The sequence below is a fragment of the bacterium SCSIO 12741 genome (assembly GCA_024398055.1).
Lineage (GTDB): Bacteria > Bacteroidota > Bacteroidia > Flavobacteriales_G > Salibacteraceae > SCSIO-12741.
The window spans coordinates 3,560,775-3,585,089 of record CP073749.1 but is presented as its reverse complement, the minus strand read 5'-3'; the positions used below and the strand labels follow the sequence as shown (position 1 = coordinate 3,585,089).

Sequence of the window (24,315 nt, the reverse complement as noted above, 5' to 3'; positions counted from 1 at the left end):
CTCGTTAAAAAAAATTTATGGGGATGTTAAATGAACTAATTCATGTCGAATTTAACATCAAGAATATCAAGCTGTTTAATCAGTTCGTCGGTGATAGAAACTTTTTTACCTCGAGCGAGTCCACTGGCGTCAATTCGCTCTTTTTCGTCCACAAACTTCATTTTGACCCGACAATTGCCTTCATTTCCCTCAATGATTTCTGTTAGTTCATTGATGAATTCATCGTCAATTCGGCTCAATTCGATGTTCAAAGTAATTTCCTGAGCAATCTTTTCCCTCAGGTCGGTGAGCAAACTCATCTTAGTAACCTTGAATTCGGGCTCATTTCTGAATCGAGACATAACTACCCTACCCTGAACAAACAGGTAATAATTGTTGGTCAGGTATGCTTTGTTGTTGAGGTAATCCTCGCCGAAGAGTACAATTTCAAAATCGCCTTTGTAGTCCTCGATGCGTACCTTTCCAAAGGGTTTACCCGACTTGGTGGTCAGGTGTGTTGCCTCTGTGACGATTCCAGCAAAACGCAGCTCATTTTTACCCATGAGGGCTTCCATGTTTTCAGCGAGAATACCGAGGTTAAAGTTGCGGGTACAGAAATGTTGAATTTCCAGGCGGTAGTCATCCAAAGGGTGTCCCGAGATAAAGATCCCTACCAAATCCCTTTCCTTGGATAGTTTCTCCAAGGTTCCCCACTCCTCACAAACGGGAGGCTGAGGTTCCGGAATTTGTACCGCTGAAGATTCTCCAAAAAGAGAAACCTGGGAACTGTTTTTAGAGGCCTGGTGGTTGATTCCAAACTTTACTGCGTTTTCGAGGAAAGTAGGCCCGGTTCCCTCTGAGTAAAAATATTGAGCTCGGTGAGTCCCCCCAAAGGAATCAAATGCTCCAGCCAAGGCCAGGGATTCCATGGTACGTTTGTTCACCGATTTGTGATCAATGTTTTTGGTGAATTGGAAAATAGAATGGAACTTACCGTTCTCAGTTCGGCAGGCAACGATGGCTTCTACAGCACCTTCCCCTACTCCTTTAATAGCTCCCATTCCAAATCGAATCTCCCCTTTGTCGTTTACCGCAAATCGGTATTGGGATTCGTTGACATCCGGACCTAATACAGGAATCTCCATCCGACGACATTCTTCCATAAAGAAAGTCACCTTTTTGATGTCGTTCATGTTGTTGGTCAATACGGACGCCATAAATTCGGCTGGGTAATTGGCTTTGAGGTAGGCGGTTTGAAAGGCTACCAAAGTATAAGCTGCAGAGTGGGATCGGTTAAATCCATACTCGGCAAACTTCTCCATCACCTCAAAGATCTCGTTGGATTTTTCTACCTCAATTCCGTGCAGTCGCTCGGCACCTTCGGCAAATACAGCTTTCTGTTGCTGCATTACATCCATTTTCTTCTTACCCATCGCCCGTCGAAGCAAATCCGCTCCACCGAGTGTAAATCCTCCAATGATCTGAGCAGTCTGCATAATCTGCTCCTGGTAAACCATGATACCATTGGTATCTTTTAGAATCCCCTCAATCAACTGGTGAGGGTACTCCACCTTTTCCCGACCGTGCTTCCGATCGATGAAGGTATCAATAAACTGGAGGGGCCCCGGACGATACAGGGCGTTCATCGCAATCAAATCCTCAATATCGGTGGGCTTGAGCTTGCGGAGGTATTTCTGCATCCCACCGGACTCAAACTGGAAGGTTCCGTTTGTTTCTCCGCGTTGATACAGTTCAAAAGTCTTTTCATCGTCCAGCGGAATTTCATCCGGATCGATTTCCACACCATGCCGCTCCTTGATCATGCGGATGGCGTGCTTGATAATGGTCAAGGTTTTCAGTCCGAGGAAGTCCATCTTAAGCAGACCCGCATCCTCAACTACCTTGTTATCAAACTGCGTAATGAGCAGGTCGGCATCCTTGGAGGTGGATACCGGAATGTATTTGGTCAGGTCATCGGGTGCGATAATTACCCCACAGGCGTGTGTACCCGTGCTTCGAACCGAACCTTCCAGAATCTTGGCCTGGTTAATCACCTTGGCGGCAAAGTCATCCCCTTCAGACATGGTTCTGAATTCCTCAGCCTGCCTGCTCTGATCGGAGTTGAATTTGGATTTCAGCTTATCCTGAACCCCACCATCGGCCAATACTTTATTCAGTGTAGCACTTAGGTGATCGGGAAAGGACTTGGTGATGGTATTTACATCGTTGAGTGGCATATCCAAAACCCGACCTACATCCCGGAGCGAACTTTTGGCCGCCATGGTACCATAGGTCACAATTTGGGCCACCTGTTTGTAGCCGTACTTCTCTACTACCCAGTCGATAATGGCTCCACGACCTTCATCATCAAAGTCGATATCGATATCGGGCATGGTTACACGCTCCGGGTTTAGGAATCGCTCGAAGAGTAGCTTGTACTTTATTGGGTCAATGTTGGTAATCCCCACACAGAAGGCGACAGCAGATCCGGCTGCCGATCCCCGTCCCGGTCCTACCGACACACCCATTAACCGAGCTTGGGAGGTAAAATCCTGTACAATGAGGAAGTAACCCGGGAACCCCATTTCCTTAATGATCTTCAACTCGTAATCGAGTCGTTCTCGAATCTCGTCGGTGATTTCCGGGTAATGCGTTTTAGCCCCTTCGTAAGTCAGGTGTCTGAGGTAATCATTCTGATCGGTAAAGCCTTCAGGCAAAGCAAACTCAGGAAGCAGGGATTCAGAATCGAGTTTGAAGGGCTCAATTTTGTCCACAATTTCCATGGTATTGGCCAGGGCTTGTGGTACATCTTTGAAGATGCGCTTCATCTCATCCTGAGACTTGAAGTAAAATTCCTGGTTAGGCATACCCGGACGAAATCCACGACCTCGCCCAATGGGTGTACTCTGCCGCTCCCCTTCTTTGATACACATCAAGATATCGTGGGCATTGGCATCCGCTTGATTCAGGTAATACGTATTGTTAGCGGCAACTACCTTAATTCCATATTTCTCGGCAAAGTGAATCAGGACGGAATTCAAGTGTTTTTCTTCATCCAGTCCGTGATCAGTCAATTCCAGGTAATAGTCCTCACCAAATAGTCCATGCCAGTATTTTACGGCTTCTTCGGCTTGCTCCTCACCTACGTTCAGTACCAGGTGAGCCACTTCAGAATTAATACCTCCGGACAGGCAGATCAATCCTTCTTTAAATTCTTCAATTACTTCTTTACCTACCCGGGGAATACCCGCATAGAAACCATTGATAAATCCTTCTGAAACAATTTTGGATAGGTTGTGGTAGGCATCCTTATCCTTGGCAATAAGAACAATCGGTCGTCTACGGTCCGGATCGTCCTTGGTAAATTGAAGTCTTTTGTACTGCTCGGCTACGAATACCTCAGAACCCACAATGGGTTTAATTCCTGCTCCCATAGCAGCCCGAGTAAACTGAAAGGCCGCATACATGTTCCCTAAATCCGTTACCGCAACGGCAGGCATGCCGTATTCGGCGGCCCGTTTACACAGGTTATTGATGTTGGTGGTAGCCTGAAGAACGGAGTACTGTGAGTGGTTATGGAGTTGGGTAAATTGTATTTCATCTAAGGGAAGATCATACTTCGGATCCACCCTCAATCCATCCGAAACCGCCGTTTGAACTTCTTCCTCTTCCTGTTCTTCGCCTAATTCCCTGGGATCATAGGGTTCAATGTTCAAGCCAATGGCCTCGATTCGCTCGGGATTGGCCAGCAAAAAGGCCGCGTATTCATCGTCGCTCAGTCCAACTTCATCAGGACTTACAACTTCAATACGAATCAATTCCAGGAAACAACGGGCAGTCGCCTCAACGTCGGCGGAAGCGTTGTGTGCTTCTCCAAAGGCCTCGCCAAAAAGTTTTTCGTGTAGCTCAGTCAGCGTGGGCCATTTGAACTTACCTCCACGTCCACCGGGAATAGCCACGTGAAATGCGGTAGCCTCAGATTTGGTATCCAAGGGAGCCTTATCGTGCAGGGAGGTTTCCAATCCGGCACGGAGGTACTCGCAGCCCACAATGTTGATATCAAACTCAATATTGTGCCCCACGTTGTAATTGGCACGCTCCAGAGCTTGATTAAATTCTTCCAGAGCAAAGGCCAGATCCACCCCTTGTTCCTTGGCTCGCTGAGTGGAAATTCCGTGAATCTTTTCAGCGTTGTAGGGAATGGTATACCCATCGGGTTTGATGATGAAATTTTTGACTTCCACCAGTTGTCCTTCCGAATCATGCAACTGCCAGGCGAGCTGAACCATTCTCGGCCAGTTGTCAAAATCGGTAAGTGGGGCGTCGAAACGTTTCGGAAGTCCGGTAGTCTCGGTATCAAAAATTAAATACATATACCTTGTCTATAAGACGGTTACATAAAATGAATAAAACCTTTTGGGAAGGTGGAAAAACCAGTTCTAAATTAGACTTTTTAAAGGCTCGCTCAGCGCCCCATTTGGGTCGGAATTTTGAACGACATATTAACAGTCCAAAGTCAATAAATTGAGTTCGAATTCAAGCCTAAATTTTCTAAAGTAAAGCGGCCGTTTAGCTATTCGGACTCTTCACCGTCACTGATGAATTGTTCGTCAAAGTTGAGTAGGTAGAGGCTATCTGTGGCTCGGGTAATGGCCGTATACATCCACCGCATTAAATCCACTCCTTGCATTTCTGGGGTGAGGTAGCCCTGATCCACAAATACGTTTTTCCACTGTCCACCCTGAGCTTTGTGGCAAGTAATGGCATAGGAAAACTTTACCTGTAAGGCCTGGAAATAAGGATCGTTTTTGATTTTCATTCTGCGAATCGTCTTATCCTTAATGTCGGAATGGCGTTTTTGAATGGCTTCGTAAAGTTTATCATTTTCATCCCGAGTCATGGCCGGTGAATCGGAACAAAGCGCATTGATGTTGAGCACAACACTGATCGGGTCCTGGTCAGGATAGTCGAGCATACGCACTTCAGCATGGGCAAATCGGAAGCCCCATTTCTCTTCCATCTTTGAGATACTGAGCAACTCAACAATATCTCCGTTGGCAATAAACCCAGCCTGCGAAGTAGCATCGAGCCAATGATAGTTGTTGCGTACCACCATGAGCAAATCGCCAGACTCTAATTCCTCTTCTTTATAGAGTACTCGATTACGAATAGTTTGGTTGTAGCGATTCGCTTGTTTGTTTGACCGGCAAATAACAATGCTATCTTCAATGCTTCCTTGGGAATAGCAACTCTCAAGCTGATCTTGAAAATCGACTCCTGAAATAGCCTTTACATCTGGAAAATCCGCATTAAATTGAGGCAGTAGTTCTTGGTTTAATAATCGATGCCGAGTTTGGGTGGCATTGAACAAAATACCCGATTCCTGCTCTTGACGAACTACCTCCTTCATTTCAAACATGACCGCTCGTTTCAGGTATTTGTCGCTCAGTAATTTGGGACTAAGGGCTGGACTCACCCGCTCGTTGACCGGTGGGAGCTGCGCCACGTCTCCAATAAATAGGATAGAACAATTTTCACCGTCGTCCACATACCGAATTAAATCATCCAACAAATTGGACCCCGAAAACAACTGATCCGCAGCTTGGGTACTTCCACTAATCATGGAAGACTCATCCACTATAAATAAGGTATCCTTGGACTTATTTCTTCCCAAACGAAAGGTCAAAACTGCCCCACCAGCGGTATCCAAAGAATAAATTACACGGTGCACCGTTGAAGCCCTTCTCCTGGAATATTTGGAGAGCACTTTGGCCGCCCTTCCAGTGGGTGCCATCAGCAAAGATTTCATCTTTAAAGCTGGCAAGGCTTTTGCAAGTGACCGTACCAAAGTGGTTTTCCCCGTACCGGCATAACCCCGGAGAACGAAAATGCGCTCAGGCCGCTCAGTAAGAAATTCGGCAAATTGTTTAATGAACCGAAACTGGTCCTGGGTGGGTTTCAGGTTTAAATTCTTTAGGATTTGGTCCCTGGCAAAAGTTTTATCCACGGGCCCAAAATTAGAGAAAAATGTCGGTTAAAAATGGCTTAAAACCCGTGATATCAAAGGGATTGTACTTAACAATAAAATCACTTTGTGATTGAAAAAAAATAGTAAGTTTGTGCCCGCTTGAATGGCATGTATCATTAAAAACAGAACATGAATCTTCTAAAGAAAATTATCGTTCCCACCCTATTGACACTGACGGGAATCGGCTTTTTATCCTTCGCTTTTGCCACCGGACAAAACCAATTCTTCATTCTTTCGGCCGTCGGCTTAATCCTGATTGGTGCCATTTCATACATGAGTGCACTCAACATGCTGAACAAGGGATCAAGAATGATCGTGATCATCCTTTTGGCTGTTATGGTGTTTGGAGGTTCTTTTATGGTGTACAAATCCATTAAAGATCCAGTTGACTTTAAAAATGAAAGAGATCGTCGATATGCATACGTAATTCAGAATCTAAAAGATCTTCGCGAAGCACAATTGAAATATAAAATCGTTAACGGCAAGTTTGCTAACGATATGGATTCATTGGTTTTCTTTATCAAAAACGAATCCTTCCCTCAAATTAAATCCATTGGTAATGTACCTGATACCTTGACCCGCCAGCAAGCTATCGAACAAGGTATTCTTGTTTTGGATACCACTGAGGTGCCAGCTCACGAAGCTATCTTCAATTCCAAATACATGGATGGAAGAAAGATTCCTTTGGTTATCGACTCTCTACCCTATGTTCCCTTTACATCTACCGTATTTGAGATGGAAAGTGGATTTATTGAAAGAGGAAAAGTTAAGGTTCCGGTATTCCAGATTACCGATGCCAGCCCCTTTGATAAATACAAAGTGCTGATGGTAGGATCAATGACTGATCCAACGACATCTGGAAACTGGGGAGAATAATCCAGTACGCTGAGCACTACAAAATCGGACACCACGTATCTACGGGTTGCAGATCAGTACGACCCGCAATTGGCCGGCAACTATTCCCTGTGGGGATCCTGGTTGCCTGGAAAATTGACCCTTGCGGTTATAGATGAAGAACAATGCACCCTGCTTGGCCTTCATGAAATTCCATTTTCTCTCGACAAATGGGATGCCCGAACGCTTCGTCGTGAACTTCAAAAAAGTCCACTTTACGGAGCCGATTATGGCCGGACATCTTTCTTAATCTTTACGGAATCGAGTTCACTCCTTCCTGCTTGTGATGAAGAAACGGCTCAAACTCTTTTTAAAGAAGAAAATCCAAATCAGGAAGAAAGCAAGTGGCTCTACCATCCCCTACCTCGGATCCAATCTCAAGTAGTGGCCAAAGCCTCCGAATCTGTCTTTGATTTTTTAAGTCAAAATTTTCCGGATGCGTCCTTTCGTCATTATACAGGAGCTGCGATTGAAGAAGGATTGTTTGTGAGTAAAAAGCAAAGCGACATTCTCGCTCGATTGATCATTCAGCCCGATTCAGTTCATGTAATCCTTTTGGATCAGGGTAAGTTGCTTTTCTGCAATCGCTTTTTGGCCCGGGTAACAGAAGATGTATTGTATTACCTCTTTTTTGCTTTGGAGCAATTGGAAATTAACCGGGACGATGTGGTGGTTATGATCAGCGGTCATCAGGAAGCCCTATCCCTTAATCTGGATATGCTCAAGGAATATCTGCCTCGGGTAGAACATGAAGCAGTTGATCCCAGTCTTTCTGTATCGCTCATTCACGATCCTGTGGCCAACCGAAACCTAAGTCTGTTAAACTTGTTTTTGTGCGAATAATAAGCGGAAAATACCGAGGAAAGACCTTAAAAACACCGGGTAACCTTCCCGTTAGGCCTACCACCAATTTTGCCAAAGAATCGCTGTTCAACATATTGAACAACCTGATGGATCTGGAAGAAATTCGTGCCATTGATTTATTTGCCGGGACGGGAAATATCAGCTTTGAATTGGCTTCACGTGGATGTCCGGAAGTATGGACGGTGGAACAAAATATGAAGTGCATTCGATTTATTGATCGCACCGCCAAAGAGCTCGACTTGCCCATGAAGGTGTATCGCTCGGATGTGTTTAGACTTCTCAATAAAGGACTCCCCAAACCCTTTGACCTCATTTTTGCGGATCCGCCCTATGACCATCCGAATTTGGAAAAATTACCCGAACTCATGACCGATGCCAAAAACCTGGCACCCAATGGCTGGGCAGTTCTCGAGCATGGACCTGAGCATCAATTTGATGACCACCCTCTCCTTCAGAACACAAGAAAATATGGACACGTTCGTTTCAGTTTTTTCCAGGTCGGCAAAGACTGATTTGATAATTTTGCTCAAAAGACCCCATGAAAGTTGCTGTATTTCCCGGAAGTTTTGACCCAATCACAGTTGGTCATGAAGCGATTGTAAAACGAGCCGCTCCTCTTTTCGATAAAATTATATTGGCCATTGGAGTAAACTCCAGTAAGAAATACATGTTTACCCTGGAGCAACGCATGGAAGCTTTGCAAGCCTGCTTCAAGGATTATGACCATGTGGTGGTAGACCAGTACGAAGGATTGACCATTGAGTACTGCAAAAAAATTAACGCCCAATACATTCTTCGTGGCCTTAGAATTGCGGCTGACTTCGAATACGAAAGAAACATTGCGCTGATGAATCGAAGTATGAATGATCAGGTTGAAACACTCTTTTTGATCAGCCAACCTGAATACTCAGCCATCACCTCAACCGTTGTAAGAGATATTTTGCGCAATGGCGGAGATATAAGTCAATTTGTACCAGAATCTTTTCCCTTTAAATGATTCGACTGATTCCATACCTGTTCCTTTTACTTCTGAGCATTCCTGCCTGGGCTACCCGCATTAGCGGTACGGCCAAATCTTATGCTGGCCGGGAAATCAAATTGCAGGTATTCAATGACCTTTTCACCCTTACGCAAAATGACATTGCGCATCAAATTATTGATGAATCCGGGCAGTTTTCGTTTGACTTTGATCCTGGACAGGTTCGCCTGATTACTTTGCGAATTGGAGAGCACCGAAGCAATTTTTATGTAGCTCCAAATGGAGAATATTCCTTGAGTTTAGAAGCTTGGTACGCTCAATCCGATGCGCCTCTTAGTCCAGATAAATACCTACCAGCTACTCTATTGGCTCAAGACCCTGACAGTGTGAACCCAAGGGTAAGCCAGATCAATTTTTACCTGGAAGATTTTCAGCAGAAGAACTACATGCAATTTATCCGGGGAAATGCAAAAAAAACCGTAGCCAAGCTCAAAACCAATATTTCCGAAGAGTTTGCCTCTGTGGAAAATGATTTTCTAAAAGATTACCTGAAGTATAAAATTGCCCGGCAGGAATACAATGCGCGGATTCACAAAGACACCCTATTTCAACAATACCTGTCTTCCGGAGAAATACATTTTCAAAATCCGGCTTTTGCGGATTTCTACGAAAGCTACTACAACAAGTGGTTTAACCGCTACAATTTGAGTGGTGAAAAGGAGCGAATTAAGAGATACATAGAAGAAACCGGCGATGCGGACAGTCTTATGCAGTTGATCCAAAATCACGATTTCATTGCCAATGTGGAGAACGCTGAGCTCATAACCATCATGGAGCTACACCGCCTATCGCAAAGCACCGAAGGTTACACGGTACCAGCAATCACCCGAATGATTGGAAAACTGGAAGCTCGCACTACCTCTGTGGAAATCCGTGAAATTGCCCGCTACTATTTACGCAAACTCAAGCGTCTTGCTCCGGGTAACCCTGCTCCCTCCTTTGTACTCAAAGATCGCCAAGGGAATGAGCACAGCTTAGAAGACTACCGCGGCAAATACGTTTACCTGGATTTTTGGGCTACTTGGTGCTCCCCCTGCATTAAGGCTATGCCTGCTTTGAATGAAGTTCATACCTTATACGGAGATTCCCTGGTTGTTATTAGTATTTCGGTGGATCAGCGTATCAAACGGTACGAACATTTCGTGGATTCCCATGAGTATCCATGGCTGTTTCTCTATGCCGGAGACGATGCTCCTATCAAGGAAGACTATGAAGTGGTGGCCATGCCAACCTATTGCCTGATTGATCCCGAAGGAAAAATCATGCAGTACCCTGCTCTATCTCCGGGCCATGGTGTGAAAGCCTACTTTGAATACCTGTTCGATTCTTCCCAAAAGAAAACTCCTGAGGTGTGGGATTGGAAAAATGCTCCAAAAAAAGCCCCAAAGAAGGAATCTGACGACTAATCCAAAATGATCCTTCAGATTTCATTCGATTCCAATTAGAATCCCAAATCAGAAATCCAACTCCTCAAGGTTCACTAACTTTGCAGCACGATGCTAAGATTCTTTTCTCTCCTCTTAATCTTAGGACTGAGTTACTCCTCGGCCCATTCTATGGATTTTACTCCAGCGAAAGACACCTTAAAGACTGAAGGTTATTTGGATCTGAAGGGTACGGTAAGAGGTGAAGATAAGCGCCCATTAAACGATCTTCTGCTTCTACTCACCGACAGCACCGGAGTTGAAATTCTGGACTCCATTTACACGGACGAAAAAGGTAAGTATGCCCTGCAACTGGAGTATCAAAAGAAATATCAGATTTACTATACAGGTGGTGGCGGTGTAACGGACATCTTTTTGATCATAGATACCGAGGTTCCCGAATCGCAGGTGCATAAAATTCGAAGCTTTCAGTTTACGATCACCACCTTGTCCAATACCGAATCTGATCCCACGCGATCGATTAAACCCATTCTGATGTCAACGGTGGAGTTTGACCGGAGACAACGTGTATTCTATCAAAATTTGAATGGAAGGGCTGTGGGAGAATTGATCAAGGAAATAGACCGAAGTAAGAAAAATCGCAAGTAGGTTATTAAACAGGAAGGTAAAACCCGCTTAATTCGAAATCGAACAAAACACAAACCACTCATTACCAGCTCACTACATTTCTCTGATTTCGTATTCCCATTAACCTGACTTACTTCTTTTCAGCTTCAATGGGGAGCTTACGGAGCAATAGTTATCTGTATCCTCATATCTTCTTGCAGTAGCTAAGTATCCTTACGCTTTAATTTTTATTTTTGGGTCCTTAGGAGACTTATGGTGCAACAGTACTTGAAAAATTTGATGATGTGGGCAGTGGTCCTACCGGGATTAATCGCGGTAATCTATGCCTTTTCCACTCCCCCATTAAGTACAGCAAGCTTACGGTTAACTTCAAGCTAAAGAACGACGCCGGTAACTCGCTCGATAGTGTTCAGGTAAGAATTACCGATAGCACCGGTACGCAACCGATTGACACCTTCTACACCAACTCCAAGGGTAAGGTTATTTTCAAGCTGGAATACGAACGTCAATACCGCGTGTATTTTGAGAAAGAAAGCTATGTCGGAATCTTCATGTTATTTGACACCGATGTCCCATCCAGTAAGGTTTACAAACCCTACACACACGCTGGTACGCTTACGCTGATTGACGATTCCACCAAGTTTAACCGACGGGCTGTAGCCGAAAGACCTGCGCGAAAAGTTTACTTCAACCCCGCCTTTGACCTGTTTGATGAAATTGCTAATCCAGGAAACTTCATCTCCGAATTGGAGCGTCCAAACATTGGACGAATGACCGTTCGCGGATCACTTAAAGGATTATTCAATGATTCTTTGCCGGTCCACGTTTTTGTACTGGACTCCAACGATCAAATCATCTCTGAATCGTACAGCGACTCGAATGGCAACTACTCCATCCAAATGGATATGATGCAACCAGAAACGAAGGTTTACTTCGAAGGAGATAATGTACATCCTGTGTTTGCTGAGATTTCCACGGTGGTACCAGATAGCTTAAAAGAAGGTGACTTCTCCGTAAAACAAGACATTGAATTGGTAAGCAGCGAAGAGCCTATTAACATGCGAGCTACGGCCCTACCTGTTGAGAAGATTGAGTACATCCCAGAAGAAGGGAATTTTGGTTCCGACGAATTGGCAGCCAGTACGTTTAAAGAAAAAATCTTCCTGAATCGTAAGCGAATTACGGTTAGAGGAAACCTTGAAAATCAAGAAGGTAAGCCATTTAAGCCCACCAAGGTTCAAATTAAGGATGGTAATACACTGATTGACGAAATGGTGGTCGATTCCAGTGATTTTGAAATTGAGATTCCTTACCAATCGATCGTTAAGGTGAATTTTGAGTCAGAAGGTTATCACAGCGGATTCATTTCATTTAGCACCTACATGGAAGACGAGGAAATGCCAAATGCTTCTCAGTTTGCCACGGATGTTGAATTATACGATACCGCTCGAACCGACATTAATCCAAGAACGTTCAGAACCCTGCCCATGGCTAAGTATTCATACGATGCCGAGGAAAAGGGATTCAAAAAAGATACCGTTGTAGAAAAGCAATTCTTCCAGATGCTCCGCGAAATTCGTGAAGCCCGCACCGATTCCCTACCTAAAGGGAAGCTCATCATCAAAAAAGGTACGGTGCGCGATATGGCTGAAGGATTTCCAGTGCCAGACGTTCACTACATGGTGATGGATGAGCACAAGGAACACACCATCATTAGCGATACAACAGACAAAAAAGGGCGCTATTCCTTGGAGCTACCCTTGGGTAGACGCTACTATATCAAACTGAAAAAGGACGACTATTTTACCACGGAGCACTTCATCGATGCCCGTATGCCGGATAGTTACAATTCAGATCAAGATTTTCCTCAGGCCAACTTGGAAGGCCTCCCAATTATCCATAAGGAAACCACCTATTTCGGTTCGTCTAAAACCTTCCCACCACAAGTGGTTGAACACACCATTTGCATGGGTTTTTATTACGATGAGCGGGAAGAATTCTTTGTTTTAGATTCAGCTTCTTACAAGAGTTTTGAAAATCAAATTGCGGCTTACAAACCACCTCCCCACCCGATACCACTCAAGCTCAGCCTTTGGCGGAAACTCCTATAGAGACTGGGCCACAAGAATTGAGATTAGAAGGTCAATTGGTAAACAAGTCGAACCAAGCTATGGCTGGTGTGCCCATCGTATTGATGGAAAAGGGAAAAAGACTGGAGGCCGATACTACCGATCCTAATGGTAACTATGCTTTGAGCCTTCCCTTTATGAAAGAAGCGCTAACGGTTCAGGTAAACAACGATACCCTGCACCCCACTTTTATTGAATTGAACACCATGTTGCCTGAAGGAACGGATCCAAACGCGGATACGCTTTCTATTGCAGCAATTCCGGCTTTCAGTATCAATGATCCTGATGCGAACCCTGAAGCTTTCAAAAAGCCTTACCAGGTATATGATTACGAACAAGGAAACTTCTTGGTTGACCCAGCAGCGGCGGATGAATTTAAAGCGACACTCAACATCATTCCAGATTATCGCTTAATTGCCGTAGAAGGTCGTGCCCGGGATACGAAAAACAAAAACATCTCCGATGCACGAGTGGTGGTTCTGGAAAACGGAAGTCCGGTAGACACAGTATTTACCGATAAAAAAGGGCGTTACGAACTTTCTCTTGACTACCAGAAATCCTACAAGTTTTCTGTTCAAAAAGACGGTTACAAAAGTTCTTATGTGGCCATAAGTACCCAAACGGCTACCAATAATGAAAGATTGGTGGGTAAAAAGATTAAGGGATTAAATCTTCTGTTGGTGAATGACGATGTTCAAAATGTGAACAGCCCTACCCTAAGCCGCCCTTATGCTCGTTATGCTTATGACCAACGCAAGGATGAATTTATTGAAGTAAAGTCGGTTAGAGATGAGTTTATGGCCGAACTCTTTATCGAAGAAGAAAAGAAAAAAGAAGTTCAGCTAACCACCGAGGAAGTTGCTGTAGTAGTTGAAACCGGAGAAAAAGGATTGAGTGACGAACTTAAGATTGGAGTAACCGAAAGCAACGAAGCCGTAGAAAAAAGAAAACAGAACAAAAGCCAGGCTGCTAAGAATGCGGTAATGGGTGATTTTCACACGGCTCTTGCCGGCTTGAACGTAGGCCCAAGAAGAAGTTTGAAAGATGTGAATCTGGCTCTGGAAAACATTTTGAACACGGGTTATGAAGTAACCAGCAGCCAAAATTCTGAACTGGATGAAAGCATGCTAAGTGCTGTAGAGAATCGTCAGTTGCTTAGCGAAATTGTGGCCGGACTCGGACTGAAACGTGGAGATGTGGAACCAGTTTCTTTAGATAGTACCTTCAACCTTCATAGTCGTGCTCGGATTTATCACTCTGAAGAAGGACTGGGTGTTTATCTGGTGTACCGAGACAAAGTATACCGTCCGGGAGAAGTGGTAGAGTACGTTAAAGAAGTTGACTGGTGGTTGTTTGATTCTTACTACCGGAACAACGAAAAAATCTCTTCTGAAGAGTACGAAAAAGAACTGGCCAGTCTACGAGCCAGCGGTCATGTGTTTGACCTTCAAATTCAGGAAGAAGAAGACTCCTAAGTGTAAATATCCCGGGCCAGTCGGTATACCTGGATGTGGGCATTAACAATATCAGAAACCTTTTCAGAATACCCTCCTCCCATGGAAACAACCAGGGGAAGATCGTGGCTATAACACCATCGAATTACCGCATCATCTCGTTGACGGCAACCTTCCATACTTAAGTTTAATCGGCCCAATTTGTCGCTTTCCAATACATCTACCCCACTCTGGTAGAATACAAACTCCGGCTGAAATACCTCCGATATTACTTCCAACGATTGATTAAGCTGATCCAAAAATTCGCGATCCGTAGTTTGGTCTTCCAGGGCAATGTCCAAATCCGATCGTTCCTTTTTTAAGGGGTAGTTGTTTTTGCCATGCATGCTAAAGGTGAATACCCGAGGATCGTTCCTAAAAATCTCGGCCGTACCGTTTCCCTGATGTACATCCAAATCGACAATCAAAACCCGGGAAACCAATTCTTGCTCCAGCAGCCAGGCGGCAGCAATGGCAAAATCATTGAGCAGGCAGAATCCTTCACCTCGATCAGAATAAGCGTGGTGGGTACCTCCGGCAATGTTAAATGACACCCCGTCTTTTAGTGCCCAGGATGCCGCTTCCAAGGTTCCTTGCATAATCGTTCTTTCCCGTTCGATTAACACCTCGTTATGGATGAACCCTGTTTTACGTTGGGCCGCTTTACTCAGTTGGAGTCCCGTTAGGGTTTCCCAATATTCAGGAGTATGCACCCGTATGGCATCCTCCCGATGAAGTATTCCAGGTTCAAAAAACTGATCCTCTGAAACCACGCCTTCTCGCAGTAATTGCTGCTGAATGAGCTCATATTTTTCCATGGGAAATCGATGCCCTGTGGGCACTGGATGAACATAGATGGGATGATAGGCAATATGCATCTCTTTTTCGAGTGTAGCTTTTGTTAAGTTTGTGGCTTCGAATGGACACAAAATTGGATTTCACCCGTGTAATAAGCAAGACCTCTTTTGCAAGAGGCTGGCAGTGTGAAAAGTTTTTGTGGCTCCATAAGTACCAATCCGAGTTAAAAGAAGAACGTGATAGCCCTGAGGGCAAGATCCTTAAGGAATTAGGCAATCCAGTTTTCGAATGGTTCAAAAAACGGTATCCCGAAGGAAAATCTTGTGGAAAGTTTGGCGAACGTGATGAAGAAAAGGACTGGTTGGGCTCCATTGAACTAACACGCCAACTTCTGGACCAAGGAGAAAAGGCACTGTTTTATCCCAGCTTTTTGGTGGACGACTTGATGTGTGATGTGCATTGCCTTGTCAAGGAAAAAGAGGGATGGGTGATTTACCTGGTAAAAATTGCCAGTCGATTGAGCGATCGAAGTGTACGCAATGCCGCCTTTCAGTACTACGTATTGCAAAAGGAAATTCCGATTGTGGATGTACGATTCGCCCTGATCGATCGTCATTATGAACGCCAAGGTGCCATCGACCCGCAGAAGCTGTTTAAAATACGATCGGTTTCTCATCGAATTGAAAAACTCATTCCCGAAATAGATAAAAAGGTCGCCCTGTTTCGAAAGGTATTGAAGCAGGAAAAAGTACCCCGGCGAAAAATTGGAAATCAGTGTACCGAACCCTTGCCTTGTGATTTTAAATCGGTTTGTTGGAAAGATGTTCCGGAGAATTCCATATTTGAATTGGTCGGATTGCCTAAGGATCGCATGTTTGAGTATTGGAAGGACGGCGTTAAAAAGATAGCTGATATTCCCCGCGACGAGGAGATTAGTTTTTCTCAGAAAATTCAGATGGATGGACACCGAAGAGTTGAGAAAAAGGGTGTACAGCACTTTATAGATAGTGTTCAGTACCCAGCGCTTTTCATCGACTTTGAAGGTTACCTCCCTTCCCTCCCCCCTTTTGACGGATTGCGACCCTTTGATCTTATTCCCTTCCTTTTCGCAGGATACCTCATGGAATCTCCCAAGGGAAAGGCCAAATTGGTTGAGTTTCTTTGTACGCCGGGGCAGGATCCAAGAAGGGAATTCTGTGAAGCTTTTCTAAACGCAGCCCGATCTGCCAAAACGCTCTTGGTTTACGATCCCTTGACTGAGCAAAATGTGCTCAAAAAACTGGCACAGACCTTCCCCGAGCATGCAGATGAAATCAACGACATCCGTTCTCGAATTGTGGACCTGTCATTACCCATTCGCCGGAAAGATTTTTACCTGCCTGAGATGAAAGGCTACCACTCAATGAAACAAGTGTTGCCCGCCATTAAACCGCACAAGCACTACCAGGATCTCGAAATTATGACCGGAAGAGCAGCCGCGTACATGTTTCAGGTTATTCAGGAAAACCTCAACCATCCTGAAAACGAAAATCGGATGAATGACCTCAAGGCATATTGCCGTCGCGATGCGGAAGGTCTGGTTCACATATTCCGGGCCTTTGAGGCGGCTGCAGAATAGCCCCGTTAATTTGCGTTAAGACCAGAAAGGCCCAAACCCGGCATCCGTTGACCATGGCCCAAAAATTGTATCTTTCGCTCACCCTGAGAGGTCAGAGGAAAGTATGATAAGTAAACCCCGACGATTGACAGTAAACCAAACCCCATTTCTTGCATTTGTATTCAACCAAAAAATGGGGAGCTACCCTACCATCTTCTCGGGAATAAAATTCGCAAATAGTTAAACCGATGTTTCAAAAAATCACCCTTCTACTCCTATTCACAGGAATCGTTTCGCTCGCCAGCAGTCAGGATAGAATTGAACTGATCAATTCTGGTGAACGAACCACCAAGGCTGAAGAACTTTACCGGGATGGTCAATATCAGGAGGCCCGGGAACTGCTGGAGAGTATTCATGAAAACGATACCAATTATGAATATGCTTTAAGTGAATTGGCCTACGTTCTGTACCTGGATAGTCAATACACCGCTTCCGTAGAAGTTTGTGATCGTGGATTGGAAATAAGAGATGCCTATGAAACCCGGTTGTATAACCTCAAAGGGTTATGCTACAAAAACACCGAACAATACGAAAAAGCGGAAAAAGTCTTTCTGGAGGCTATTGGCAAATTTCCAAGAAATCATCTCTTCCATTTCAATCTGGCCAATACCTACATGCTCATGGACGAGTACCAGAAGAGCTATGACTATTTCAAGAGTTGCGTCAGAATCAATCCGCTTTATGCCAATGCTTATGGTCAAATGGCCTATCTACTCGAAGGGTCTGACCAACTTACAGCGGCCTTCATGTGCATGAACATGAAATTACTGAACAGTGCCTATTCTGACAACGCCTTGATGACCATCATCCGCATGGAAGCCTTAAGCAAAAACGAAACGGTGCCCGATACCAATTACAATATTGTGGATGAGGAAATCCCTGCCTGGTTTAAGGAAATTGACTGGATCTTAAAAAGCCGAATCGCCCTGAACAAACGCTACGAATGCCAATCGGCTCTGGATTTTCATGTGGTAAGACAAACCCAAGTAATGCTGGAAAAACTCCAATACGAAGCCCAGGATACTGGCTTCTGGAATCAGCAATTGGTTAAATACTTCAATGCCATCTATAAGGAAAATCGCTTCTCCGGATACGTGTCTTACCTTTTTCAGAGTGTGCAAAGTGAAGAAGTACAGGCAGCTATTGTAAAAAGTAAAAATGATTTCCTTCAATTCAGCGAATGGTACGCAAACGACGGCCTGATTCTGCTGGGGAGTCATCCCGATGGAAAAGGAGGAATTACCCGAGATATTTACTACGATGACATGAGCATTTATGGCATTGGGCCTTACGACGAAGAAAAGGGATTGGAAATTGGTACCTGGCAGTATTTTCACAGCAATACCCGAGTGTCTGGAACCGGACCCCATAACTCTGACGGGGAGCAACACGGTGCCTGGAAGTGGTATTACCCAAGTGGTGAAATAAAGGAAGAAGCCGTTTTTGTAAATGGTACCTTAAATGGTCCCTACAAAGCTTACAATGAACAGGGCATCTTAACCGAATCTTACACCTATGCCAAAGACGGAAGCATAGAAGGATTGGTCGAGACCTTTTATCAATTTGGCGGTGTAAAAGACAGCTTGTATTCTGCCAAGGGTAAACGTGTGGGAACGAATAAAACCTATCATTCCAACGGACAGCTCTACAACACAATATCCTATAAAAAAGGTTTGCCCTACGGTCCCTATGTTGAGTTTTACGACAACGGCGACACCGCAGAGGTGGCCATTTTTGAAGGGGCTGGTTCAATGGTTCCTATCGCTCTTTTTACCGCGGAGGACAGCTATACACCACCGGAACATACAAAGAGGGCGAGCAAGCCGGAACCTGGGTATACTATCACCGAAATGGAGCGGTGATGAAAACCGGAGATTTCGTAAACAATACCGAAAGCGGAGAATGGAAGGAATACCATGAAAATGGCAATTTGAAGTCTATCCGTTTTTTGGATGAGTCAGGAAAATACAACGGTAAAGCCCAACTCTTTGATCGCGATGGAAAACTTCATGAAGAGTATGACTACCGCAAAGGAGTAATAATGGCCTACCGCTACTACGACAAAGAAGGCAAGCTGGCTAAAGAGTACAACAAGGTTAAAAACACCCTGGATTTTGAAGGCTTTTTGCCTAATGGAGTCAAGTATGTAGAAGGCCGTTTTGTAAAAGAAGGCCGAGACGGTATTTGGAAATTTTTCGATTCAGCCGAAGTACTTGAAGAAGAAACCAGCTATTCTGATGGGGTACAAAGCGGACTGGACATTGAATTCTTTTCCAATGGAGATACCTCTGCGTATATCAACTACACCGACGGATCGAAAAACGGACTCTACATCAGCTACTATTTAGGCGGCCAGTTGGCTACTCAAGGAAACTACGTTGATGGATTGGCCCAGGGTCCCTGGATCAATTACCACAAAGACGGTACAGTTATCTCAGAAGAGTACTACCTCAACGATGTACTCCATGGCAAAAACTACTACTACGACATTTCCGGAAAGCTAAAACGGGTGAGTCGCTATGATGACGGTTACCTGCTGGGAATAATCGAATATGATACGGCCGAAAATGTATTGAGTGTACAAAACCTGGAAGCAGGTCAAGGAAAAATGGAACTTCATTTTCCAGACGGAAAAAGCCTAAGCACCCGTCAATACAAAAACGCCAATCTGGTCGACTCCCTTCATTTTTTCGATGGCATGGGACGTGTCACATCCAGAGGTTTCCTGTTTGACGGAACTCGAGTGGGCTACTGGAGCTGGTATCACCCAAAAGGAAATTTAAGTGCTGAAGGGAACTACTTCTACGGCGAAAAAGACGGAGAATGGAAATACTACCATAGCAACGGTGAACTGAGAAGAAAAGTAATGAAGGATAAAGGTGTATCCAAAGGATATGATTCCTCCTTCTTTGAATCAGGAGCGGTGTACAACCACTTCACCTACATTGACGGATCGCTCTACGGCCCGGGGACCTACCATGAGCCCGGCGGAGAAGTTTACCTGGTTAAAGACTACTACAAGGGCAATGTTCAGGGCTACAGCTATATGGACAATTCAGGCCAGATGAAACCCTATATCCCAATTGAAAAAGGCACCGGAGATGTAAAGACCACCTACTCCAATGGACAAGAAGCCATGACTGCTCACTATGAAAACGGATTTTATCACGGCACCCTTTCTGTAAACTACCCCAATGGGCAACTCTGGAAAACGGGAGAATACGTTCACGGACAGCGCCAGGGTGCCTGGAAAGAATATTACCCAAATGGAAGTCCAAAAACGGAAGAGAACTACAGCGATGGTGATTTGGAAGGGGAAGCACAGTATTTCTGGGAAAATGGCAAGCTGAAAGAAACCGCTACCTTCCTACATGATAAGCGCCATGGCAAGACTCAGCATTTTGATGAAAACGGTAACCCAACGGTAGAACAATGGTACTATGAAGATGAATTGCATCTTGAAAAATAAAATGAGGCTTCTTCTCCTCGTAACGGCGGTATTAACTGCATGGACTCAAACTCCGATCTGGGCTCAATCGACCGAGGATTGGAAGACACTGCAAGCTCAGTATCCAGCTGATAATGGCGTTTTTCTGGATTATTCCATCCACGTAACCATTCAATACGATAAGGAGAATAAGCCCTTTGCTGTAATTGAACATGTGGAAGATCGGCAGTTTTTTAACCAAAATGCCATGCAGTATGCCGAAGACAACGTTTGGTACAGCTACCACAATACCATAGAAGATCTGGACACGTATACCCTGGTTCCCGGTGAGAAGAAGTACGAAAAGATCAAGGTGACAGAATTCGATACCCTGAATAATTTTTCAGCCTCCATTTTTTATGATGATGTAAAGAAAATTCGGTTCTACTACAAAGGATTGCAGCCCGGGGCTAAGACCATTTTGAGATATACCGAAACCGAACAGGATATCCACTTCGTTGGCATGGACTACCTGGGAAGTTACCTTCCTATTTTAAAAGGGAAGCTGGTGATTGACTATCCGGCTGGAATGGAGTTAAACTACCAGGAATACAACCTGGATCAGTACGATTTTAAATTCACCAAGAGGGAAAGTAAAAAGGGAAATACCCTGACGTGGACCTATCAGAACATTCCTTCGAAAAAACCAGTAGGCCGGGCCGTATCATTTTCTTATGTCATGCCGGTGGTAGCCTATCAAGTAAAGTCTTACACCGTAAAAGGCGAAACAAGCGAGGTATTCCCAAGCCTGGATCATCTTTATGCCTGGTACTACTCCAACATCGAAAAATCGGTAGCCGATGACAACGATACGCTTCGTTTGCTGGTAGATTCCATTACTGCTCCATACACCGAGGACCTGGATAAGGCCAAAGCCATCTACTACTGGGTGCAAGACAACATTAGATACGTGGCTTTTGAAAACGGAGAAGGGGGAATTGTTCCTCGCCCATCGGGATTGGTATTTGATCGTCGGTTTGGCGATTGCAAGGACATGTCTTGCCTTACCCATCGGATGTTTCGCTATGCTGGATTGGAAGCTCATTTGGGTTGGTTAGGTACACGGGATATTCCTTTTAAATACACCGAGACTCCTTCTCCACTGGTTGATAACCACATGATCTGCGTTTTCGATTATGGGGACTCTACCTACTTTCTGGATGCTACGGCCCACCCTATTCCCTTTGGCGTACCGCCAGAACACATACAAGGCAAACAGGTGTTAACCGAATATGGCAAGGATAAATACATTGTACACACGGTTCCAGAACTCCCCTATGACTTTACCGGAAAAGTGGATTCCTGTGAATTGAGAATTGAAGGCAGCTCCTTGATCGGTGATTGCGAGTGCACCTATACAGGATTCAGAGCCAATACCGTTCGTCGGAATTACAACAACATTAGAGCGGATAAAAAAGAAAAATACATCCGAGACATTCTGGAAAAAGGGTCCAACAAGTTTAGCCTGACCGACTATAAAATCAGCGGTCATGAAGACCGGGATCAGCCTATGGTGGTTACCTATTCTTTTAAGTTGGATGACTACATTCAGAATTATGAGGATGAGTACTACGTCAACCTTAATCTTATTAAACGGCTAAAATCGGGTGAAATAGACACTACTGTTTTCATCTATGACTTTGATGGAGATTTTAGGTTTTACGATCGAGAGGTTAACCGACTTACCCTACCCGAAGGTTACGAATTGAATTACACGCCTGAAAACACTCAATTGGAAGCCGAAGAATACGGCTATGAAATGACCTATAGCCAGAATGAGTCCAATCAATTGCAGCTCATTAGAACCGTGTATGTGGATTACACCCGATTCCCAACAGAAAACTTTGCTGACTGGAATCTTATGGTAAAAACACTGAACAAGGCCTACAACAAGACCCTGGTATTGAAAAAGAACACTGCTAAACCATGAAAAATAGTATTCTAACTGCCCTTTTCCTTTTCGTCCTAATGGCCATGCAGGCCCAGGAAGACAGCCTTAAACCCTATTACCAAACCCTGGAATGGAACGACGATGGTAGCCGCTGTGACTGGTGCGCCAACGATTCCATCCACCAGGCAGAATATGGCATAGACAAGATGGTGATTGAGTATTACTACTCCCCGACTTACGATTATAATTTGGTGGAATACCGGACCTTCCATAAGTTGGTACGAGTACATACCGAAAAAGCAGTTAATTCCTTTAACCAGATCTACATGAACCTCAACAATGCTGTGGATCTTGTGGATGCCCGGGCCCGGGTAATCAAACCCAATGGCGAGGTGGTCTACCTCAAAAAGGAAGATATTCTCGAGGCTAAGAACTTTGAAGAATATGGCCGGTTCAAATACTTTGCTTTAGAAGGAATTGAAATCGGGTCGGATATTGAATATACCTACACTGTACTCAAAGCTCCTTATCTGGATGGTTCCAGCTATGCCTTTCAGTCGGATTTACCGCACCACAAGGTTGAGTTTCGCTTGCTGGCCCCCAACAACTTGATCTTCGCCTTTCAGAGTGACAACGGATTTCCTGAAATTCAACAAGACACAACCGATACTACCCGAAACGTTTGGGTAGCTCAGACAGAAAAAATCCCGCCTCGGTTTAATGAGCCCTACAGTTCTTACGAACCGAGCTTGCAGGGAATTCAATTCAAAATCGAAGAAAACAGTGCCGGGGGACCTCTCATTTGGTGAGTTATACCGAATTTGCTCAAGACCTCTATGCCATGATTTACCCAGAGGACTACAAGAAGCAATACGATAAAAAACTGGGAGGACTGTCCAAGCAACTTAAGTTGTCGAAATTAGATACCCGGGAAAAAGTTAGGCGAATGGAGAACTATGTCAAGAATAGCTTTCAAATGCTGGATCAGAACAGTGCCGAGTTAGCCGATATTGACAACATTCTAAACGACCGTATTTGTAGTAACCTGGGATTGCTTCGCCTCTACTCTTACTGGTTTGATCTGGAAGGCATTCCTTTCGAATTGGGGATAACTTCGCAACGGGACGAACGCCGGTTTGAAAAAGACTTTGAAACCTATAGCTGCCTGGATGACTACTTCTTTTATTTCCCAGAGCTTGACGCCTACATTGCTTATGAATATCCCGGATACAGATTGGGCAGCAAGCCACCCGGATGGGAGAACAATTATGGTCTGTTTATCAAACCTATCACCATTGGCAACTTTACCACTGGGCTGGCTCAGGTAAAATGGATAGCCCCTTCTCCAGCCAAAAAGAATCAGGATGATTTGCAAGTAGAAGTTCAATTGGGAAGTGATTTATCCGCTCCTCAAGTCATTTTTAGCCGCACCATGAGTGGGCAAAATGCCATTTTCTTTCAGCCGGCATATGAATCCTTACCACCAGATGATCAGCAACAAGTGGCTAATGCTTTGATCAAGTTCATCAACGATGAGGAAGAGGTAGAGCAATTTGAAATTCTCAATACCGCTCAGGAAGACATTGGCACCAAGCCCTTCTTGATTAAGGGAACTTTAAACTACCCCAACCTGTTGCAACAGGCTGGAAACAAATATTTGGTAAAGATTGGAAAGGTGATTGGGCCCCAATCTGAACTGTATCAGGAAGAACAACGTACTCTTGGGGTTGAAAATGATTACAACCGGACCTATCTTCGTCAAATAGTCTTTCACATACCCGAGGGCTATCGCGTAAAAAATCCTGAAGCCGTGGAATTTAATGAGGTAATAGAAAAAGATGGTAAGTCAATCATGCAATTTGTCTCAAAATATCGGTTGGAGGGTAATGATTTGATCATAGATATTGACGAATTTTACGACCAAATTGAACTTCCTCGGGAAGATTTCGAATCCTTTAAAGCCGTTATCAATGCAGCAGCAGACTTCAACAAAGTGGTACTCATTTTGGAACAGATGTAGTTTTTTACTGGTTGTAAGCCTCCT

Annotated in this window: 17 protein-coding genes; 14 read left to right on the top strand and 3 right to left on the bottom strand. The window is 44.5% G+C overall.

Annotated elements, in window-relative coordinates; translation table 11 throughout:
• Nucleotides 1-35 precede the first annotated feature (35 nt).
• A complete protein-coding gene (gene dnaE / locus KFE98_15310; GenBank protein ID UTW61372.1) occupies nt 36-4,352 on the bottom strand; it encodes a DNA polymerase III subunit alpha in 4,317 nt (1,438 codons plus the stop codon).
• A gap of 200 nt (nt 4,353-4,552) precedes the next feature.
• Entirely contained in the window at nt 4,553-5,986 is a 1,434-nt protein-coding gene (locus tag KFE98_15305) for an AAA family ATPase (protein UTW61371.1), read from the bottom strand.
• A gap of 150 nt (nt 5,987-6,136) precedes the next feature.
• Between KFE98_15305 and KFE98_15300 the strand changes: the two genes are divergently transcribed.
• From KFE98_15300 to KFE98_15265, 8 genes are all read left to right on the top strand, one after another.
• Nucleotides 6,137-6,883 carry a hypothetical protein gene (locus KFE98_15300; protein UTW61370.1) on the top strand — a complete coding sequence of 249 codons (747 nt, stop codon included), beginning with the start codon at nt 6,137-6,139 and terminating at the stop codon, nt 6,881-6,883.
• A gap of 69 nt (nt 6,884-6,952) precedes the next feature.
• Nucleotides 6,953-7,744, top strand: a complete 792-nt coding sequence (locus KFE98_15295; GenBank protein UTW61369.1) for a DUF3822 family protein — start codon at nt 6,953-6,955, stop codon at nt 7,742-7,744.
• The gene (locus tag KFE98_15290; protein ID UTW61368.1) at nt 7,735-8,277 is read left to right on the top strand and encodes an RsmD family RNA methyltransferase; all 543 of its coding nucleotides are present in this window, start codon (nt 7,735-7,737) and stop codon (nt 8,275-8,277) included. The genes KFE98_15295 and KFE98_15290 overlap by 10 nt, the downstream gene beginning before the upstream one ends.
• A 26-nt stretch (nt 8,278-8,303) precedes the next feature.
• Nucleotides 8,304-8,762, top strand: a complete 459-nt coding sequence (gene coaD, locus KFE98_15285; protein ID UTW61367.1) for a pantetheine-phosphate adenylyltransferase — start codon at nt 8,304-8,306, stop codon at nt 8,760-8,762.
• Complete coding sequence (locus KFE98_15280; GenBank protein UTW61366.1) at nt 8,759-10,210, top strand: TlpA family protein disulfide reductase; 1,452 nt, start codon at nt 8,759-8,761, stop codon at nt 10,208-10,210. The genes coaD and KFE98_15280 overlap by 4 nt, the downstream gene beginning before the upstream one ends.
• A 90-nt stretch (nt 10,211-10,300) precedes the next feature.
• Nucleotides 10,301-10,837: a hypothetical protein gene (locus KFE98_15275; protein ID UTW61365.1), complete on the top strand. Its 537-nt coding sequence runs from the start codon at nt 10,301-10,303 to the stop codon at nt 10,835-10,837.
• Nucleotides 10,838-11,100: 263 nt separating this feature from the next.
• On the top strand, nt 11,101-12,927 hold the full coding sequence (locus KFE98_15270; GenBank protein ID UTW61364.1) for a carboxypeptidase regulatory-like domain-containing protein: 1,827 nt from the start codon (nt 11,101-11,103) through the stop codon (nt 12,925-12,927).
• On the top strand, nt 12,909-14,420 hold the full coding sequence (locus KFE98_15265) for a carboxypeptidase regulatory-like domain-containing protein (protein UTW61363.1): 1,512 nt from the start codon (nt 12,909-12,911) through the stop codon (nt 14,418-14,420). The genes KFE98_15270 and KFE98_15265 overlap by 19 nt, the downstream gene beginning before the upstream one ends.
• Here the strand turns inward: KFE98_15265 and KFE98_15260 are convergent.
• Complete coding sequence (locus tag KFE98_15260; GenBank protein UTW61362.1) at nt 14,417-15,316, bottom strand: histone deacetylase; 900 nt, start codon at nt 15,314-15,316, stop codon at nt 14,417-14,419. The genes KFE98_15265 and KFE98_15260 overlap by 4 nt on opposite strands.
• 41 nt (nt 15,317-15,357) lie before the next feature.
• On the opposite strand from KFE98_15260, the gene KFE98_15255 reads away from it, so the two are divergent.
• From KFE98_15255 to KFE98_15230, 6 genes are all read left to right on the top strand, one after another.
• Nucleotides 15,358-16,854 carry a DUF2779 domain-containing protein gene (locus KFE98_15255; GenBank protein UTW61361.1) on the top strand — a complete coding sequence of 499 codons (1,497 nt, stop codon included), beginning with the start codon at nt 15,358-15,360 and terminating at the stop codon, nt 16,852-16,854.
• Nucleotides 16,855-17,081: 227 nt separating this feature from the next.
• A complete protein-coding gene (locus tag KFE98_15250; GenBank protein ID UTW61360.1) occupies nt 17,082-18,755 on the top strand; it encodes a hypothetical protein in 1,674 nt (557 codons plus the stop codon).
• Complete coding sequence (locus KFE98_15245; GenBank protein ID UTW61359.1) at nt 18,755-20,362, top strand: toxin-antitoxin system YwqK family antitoxin; 1,608 nt, start codon at nt 18,755-18,757, stop codon at nt 20,360-20,362. Before KFE98_15250 ends, KFE98_15245 begins: the two co-directional genes overlap by 1 nt.
• Before the next feature lies 1 nt (nt 20,363).
• Nucleotides 20,364-22,310 (top strand): transglutaminase domain-containing protein, encoded by a 1,947-nt coding sequence (locus KFE98_15240; protein UTW61358.1) that lies wholly within the window; start codon nt 20,364-20,366, stop codon nt 22,308-22,310.
• Nucleotides 22,307-23,080: a DUF3857 domain-containing protein gene (locus tag KFE98_15235; GenBank protein ID UTW61357.1), complete on the top strand. Its 774-nt coding sequence runs from the start codon at nt 22,307-22,309 to the stop codon at nt 23,078-23,080. The genes KFE98_15240 and KFE98_15235 overlap by 4 nt, the downstream gene beginning before the upstream one ends.
• Entirely contained in the window at nt 23,077-24,291 is a 1,215-nt protein-coding gene (locus KFE98_15230) for a hypothetical protein (protein UTW61356.1), read from the top strand. The genes KFE98_15235 and KFE98_15230 overlap by 4 nt, the downstream gene beginning before the upstream one ends.
• Nucleotides 24,292-24,315: the final 24 nt, after the last annotated feature.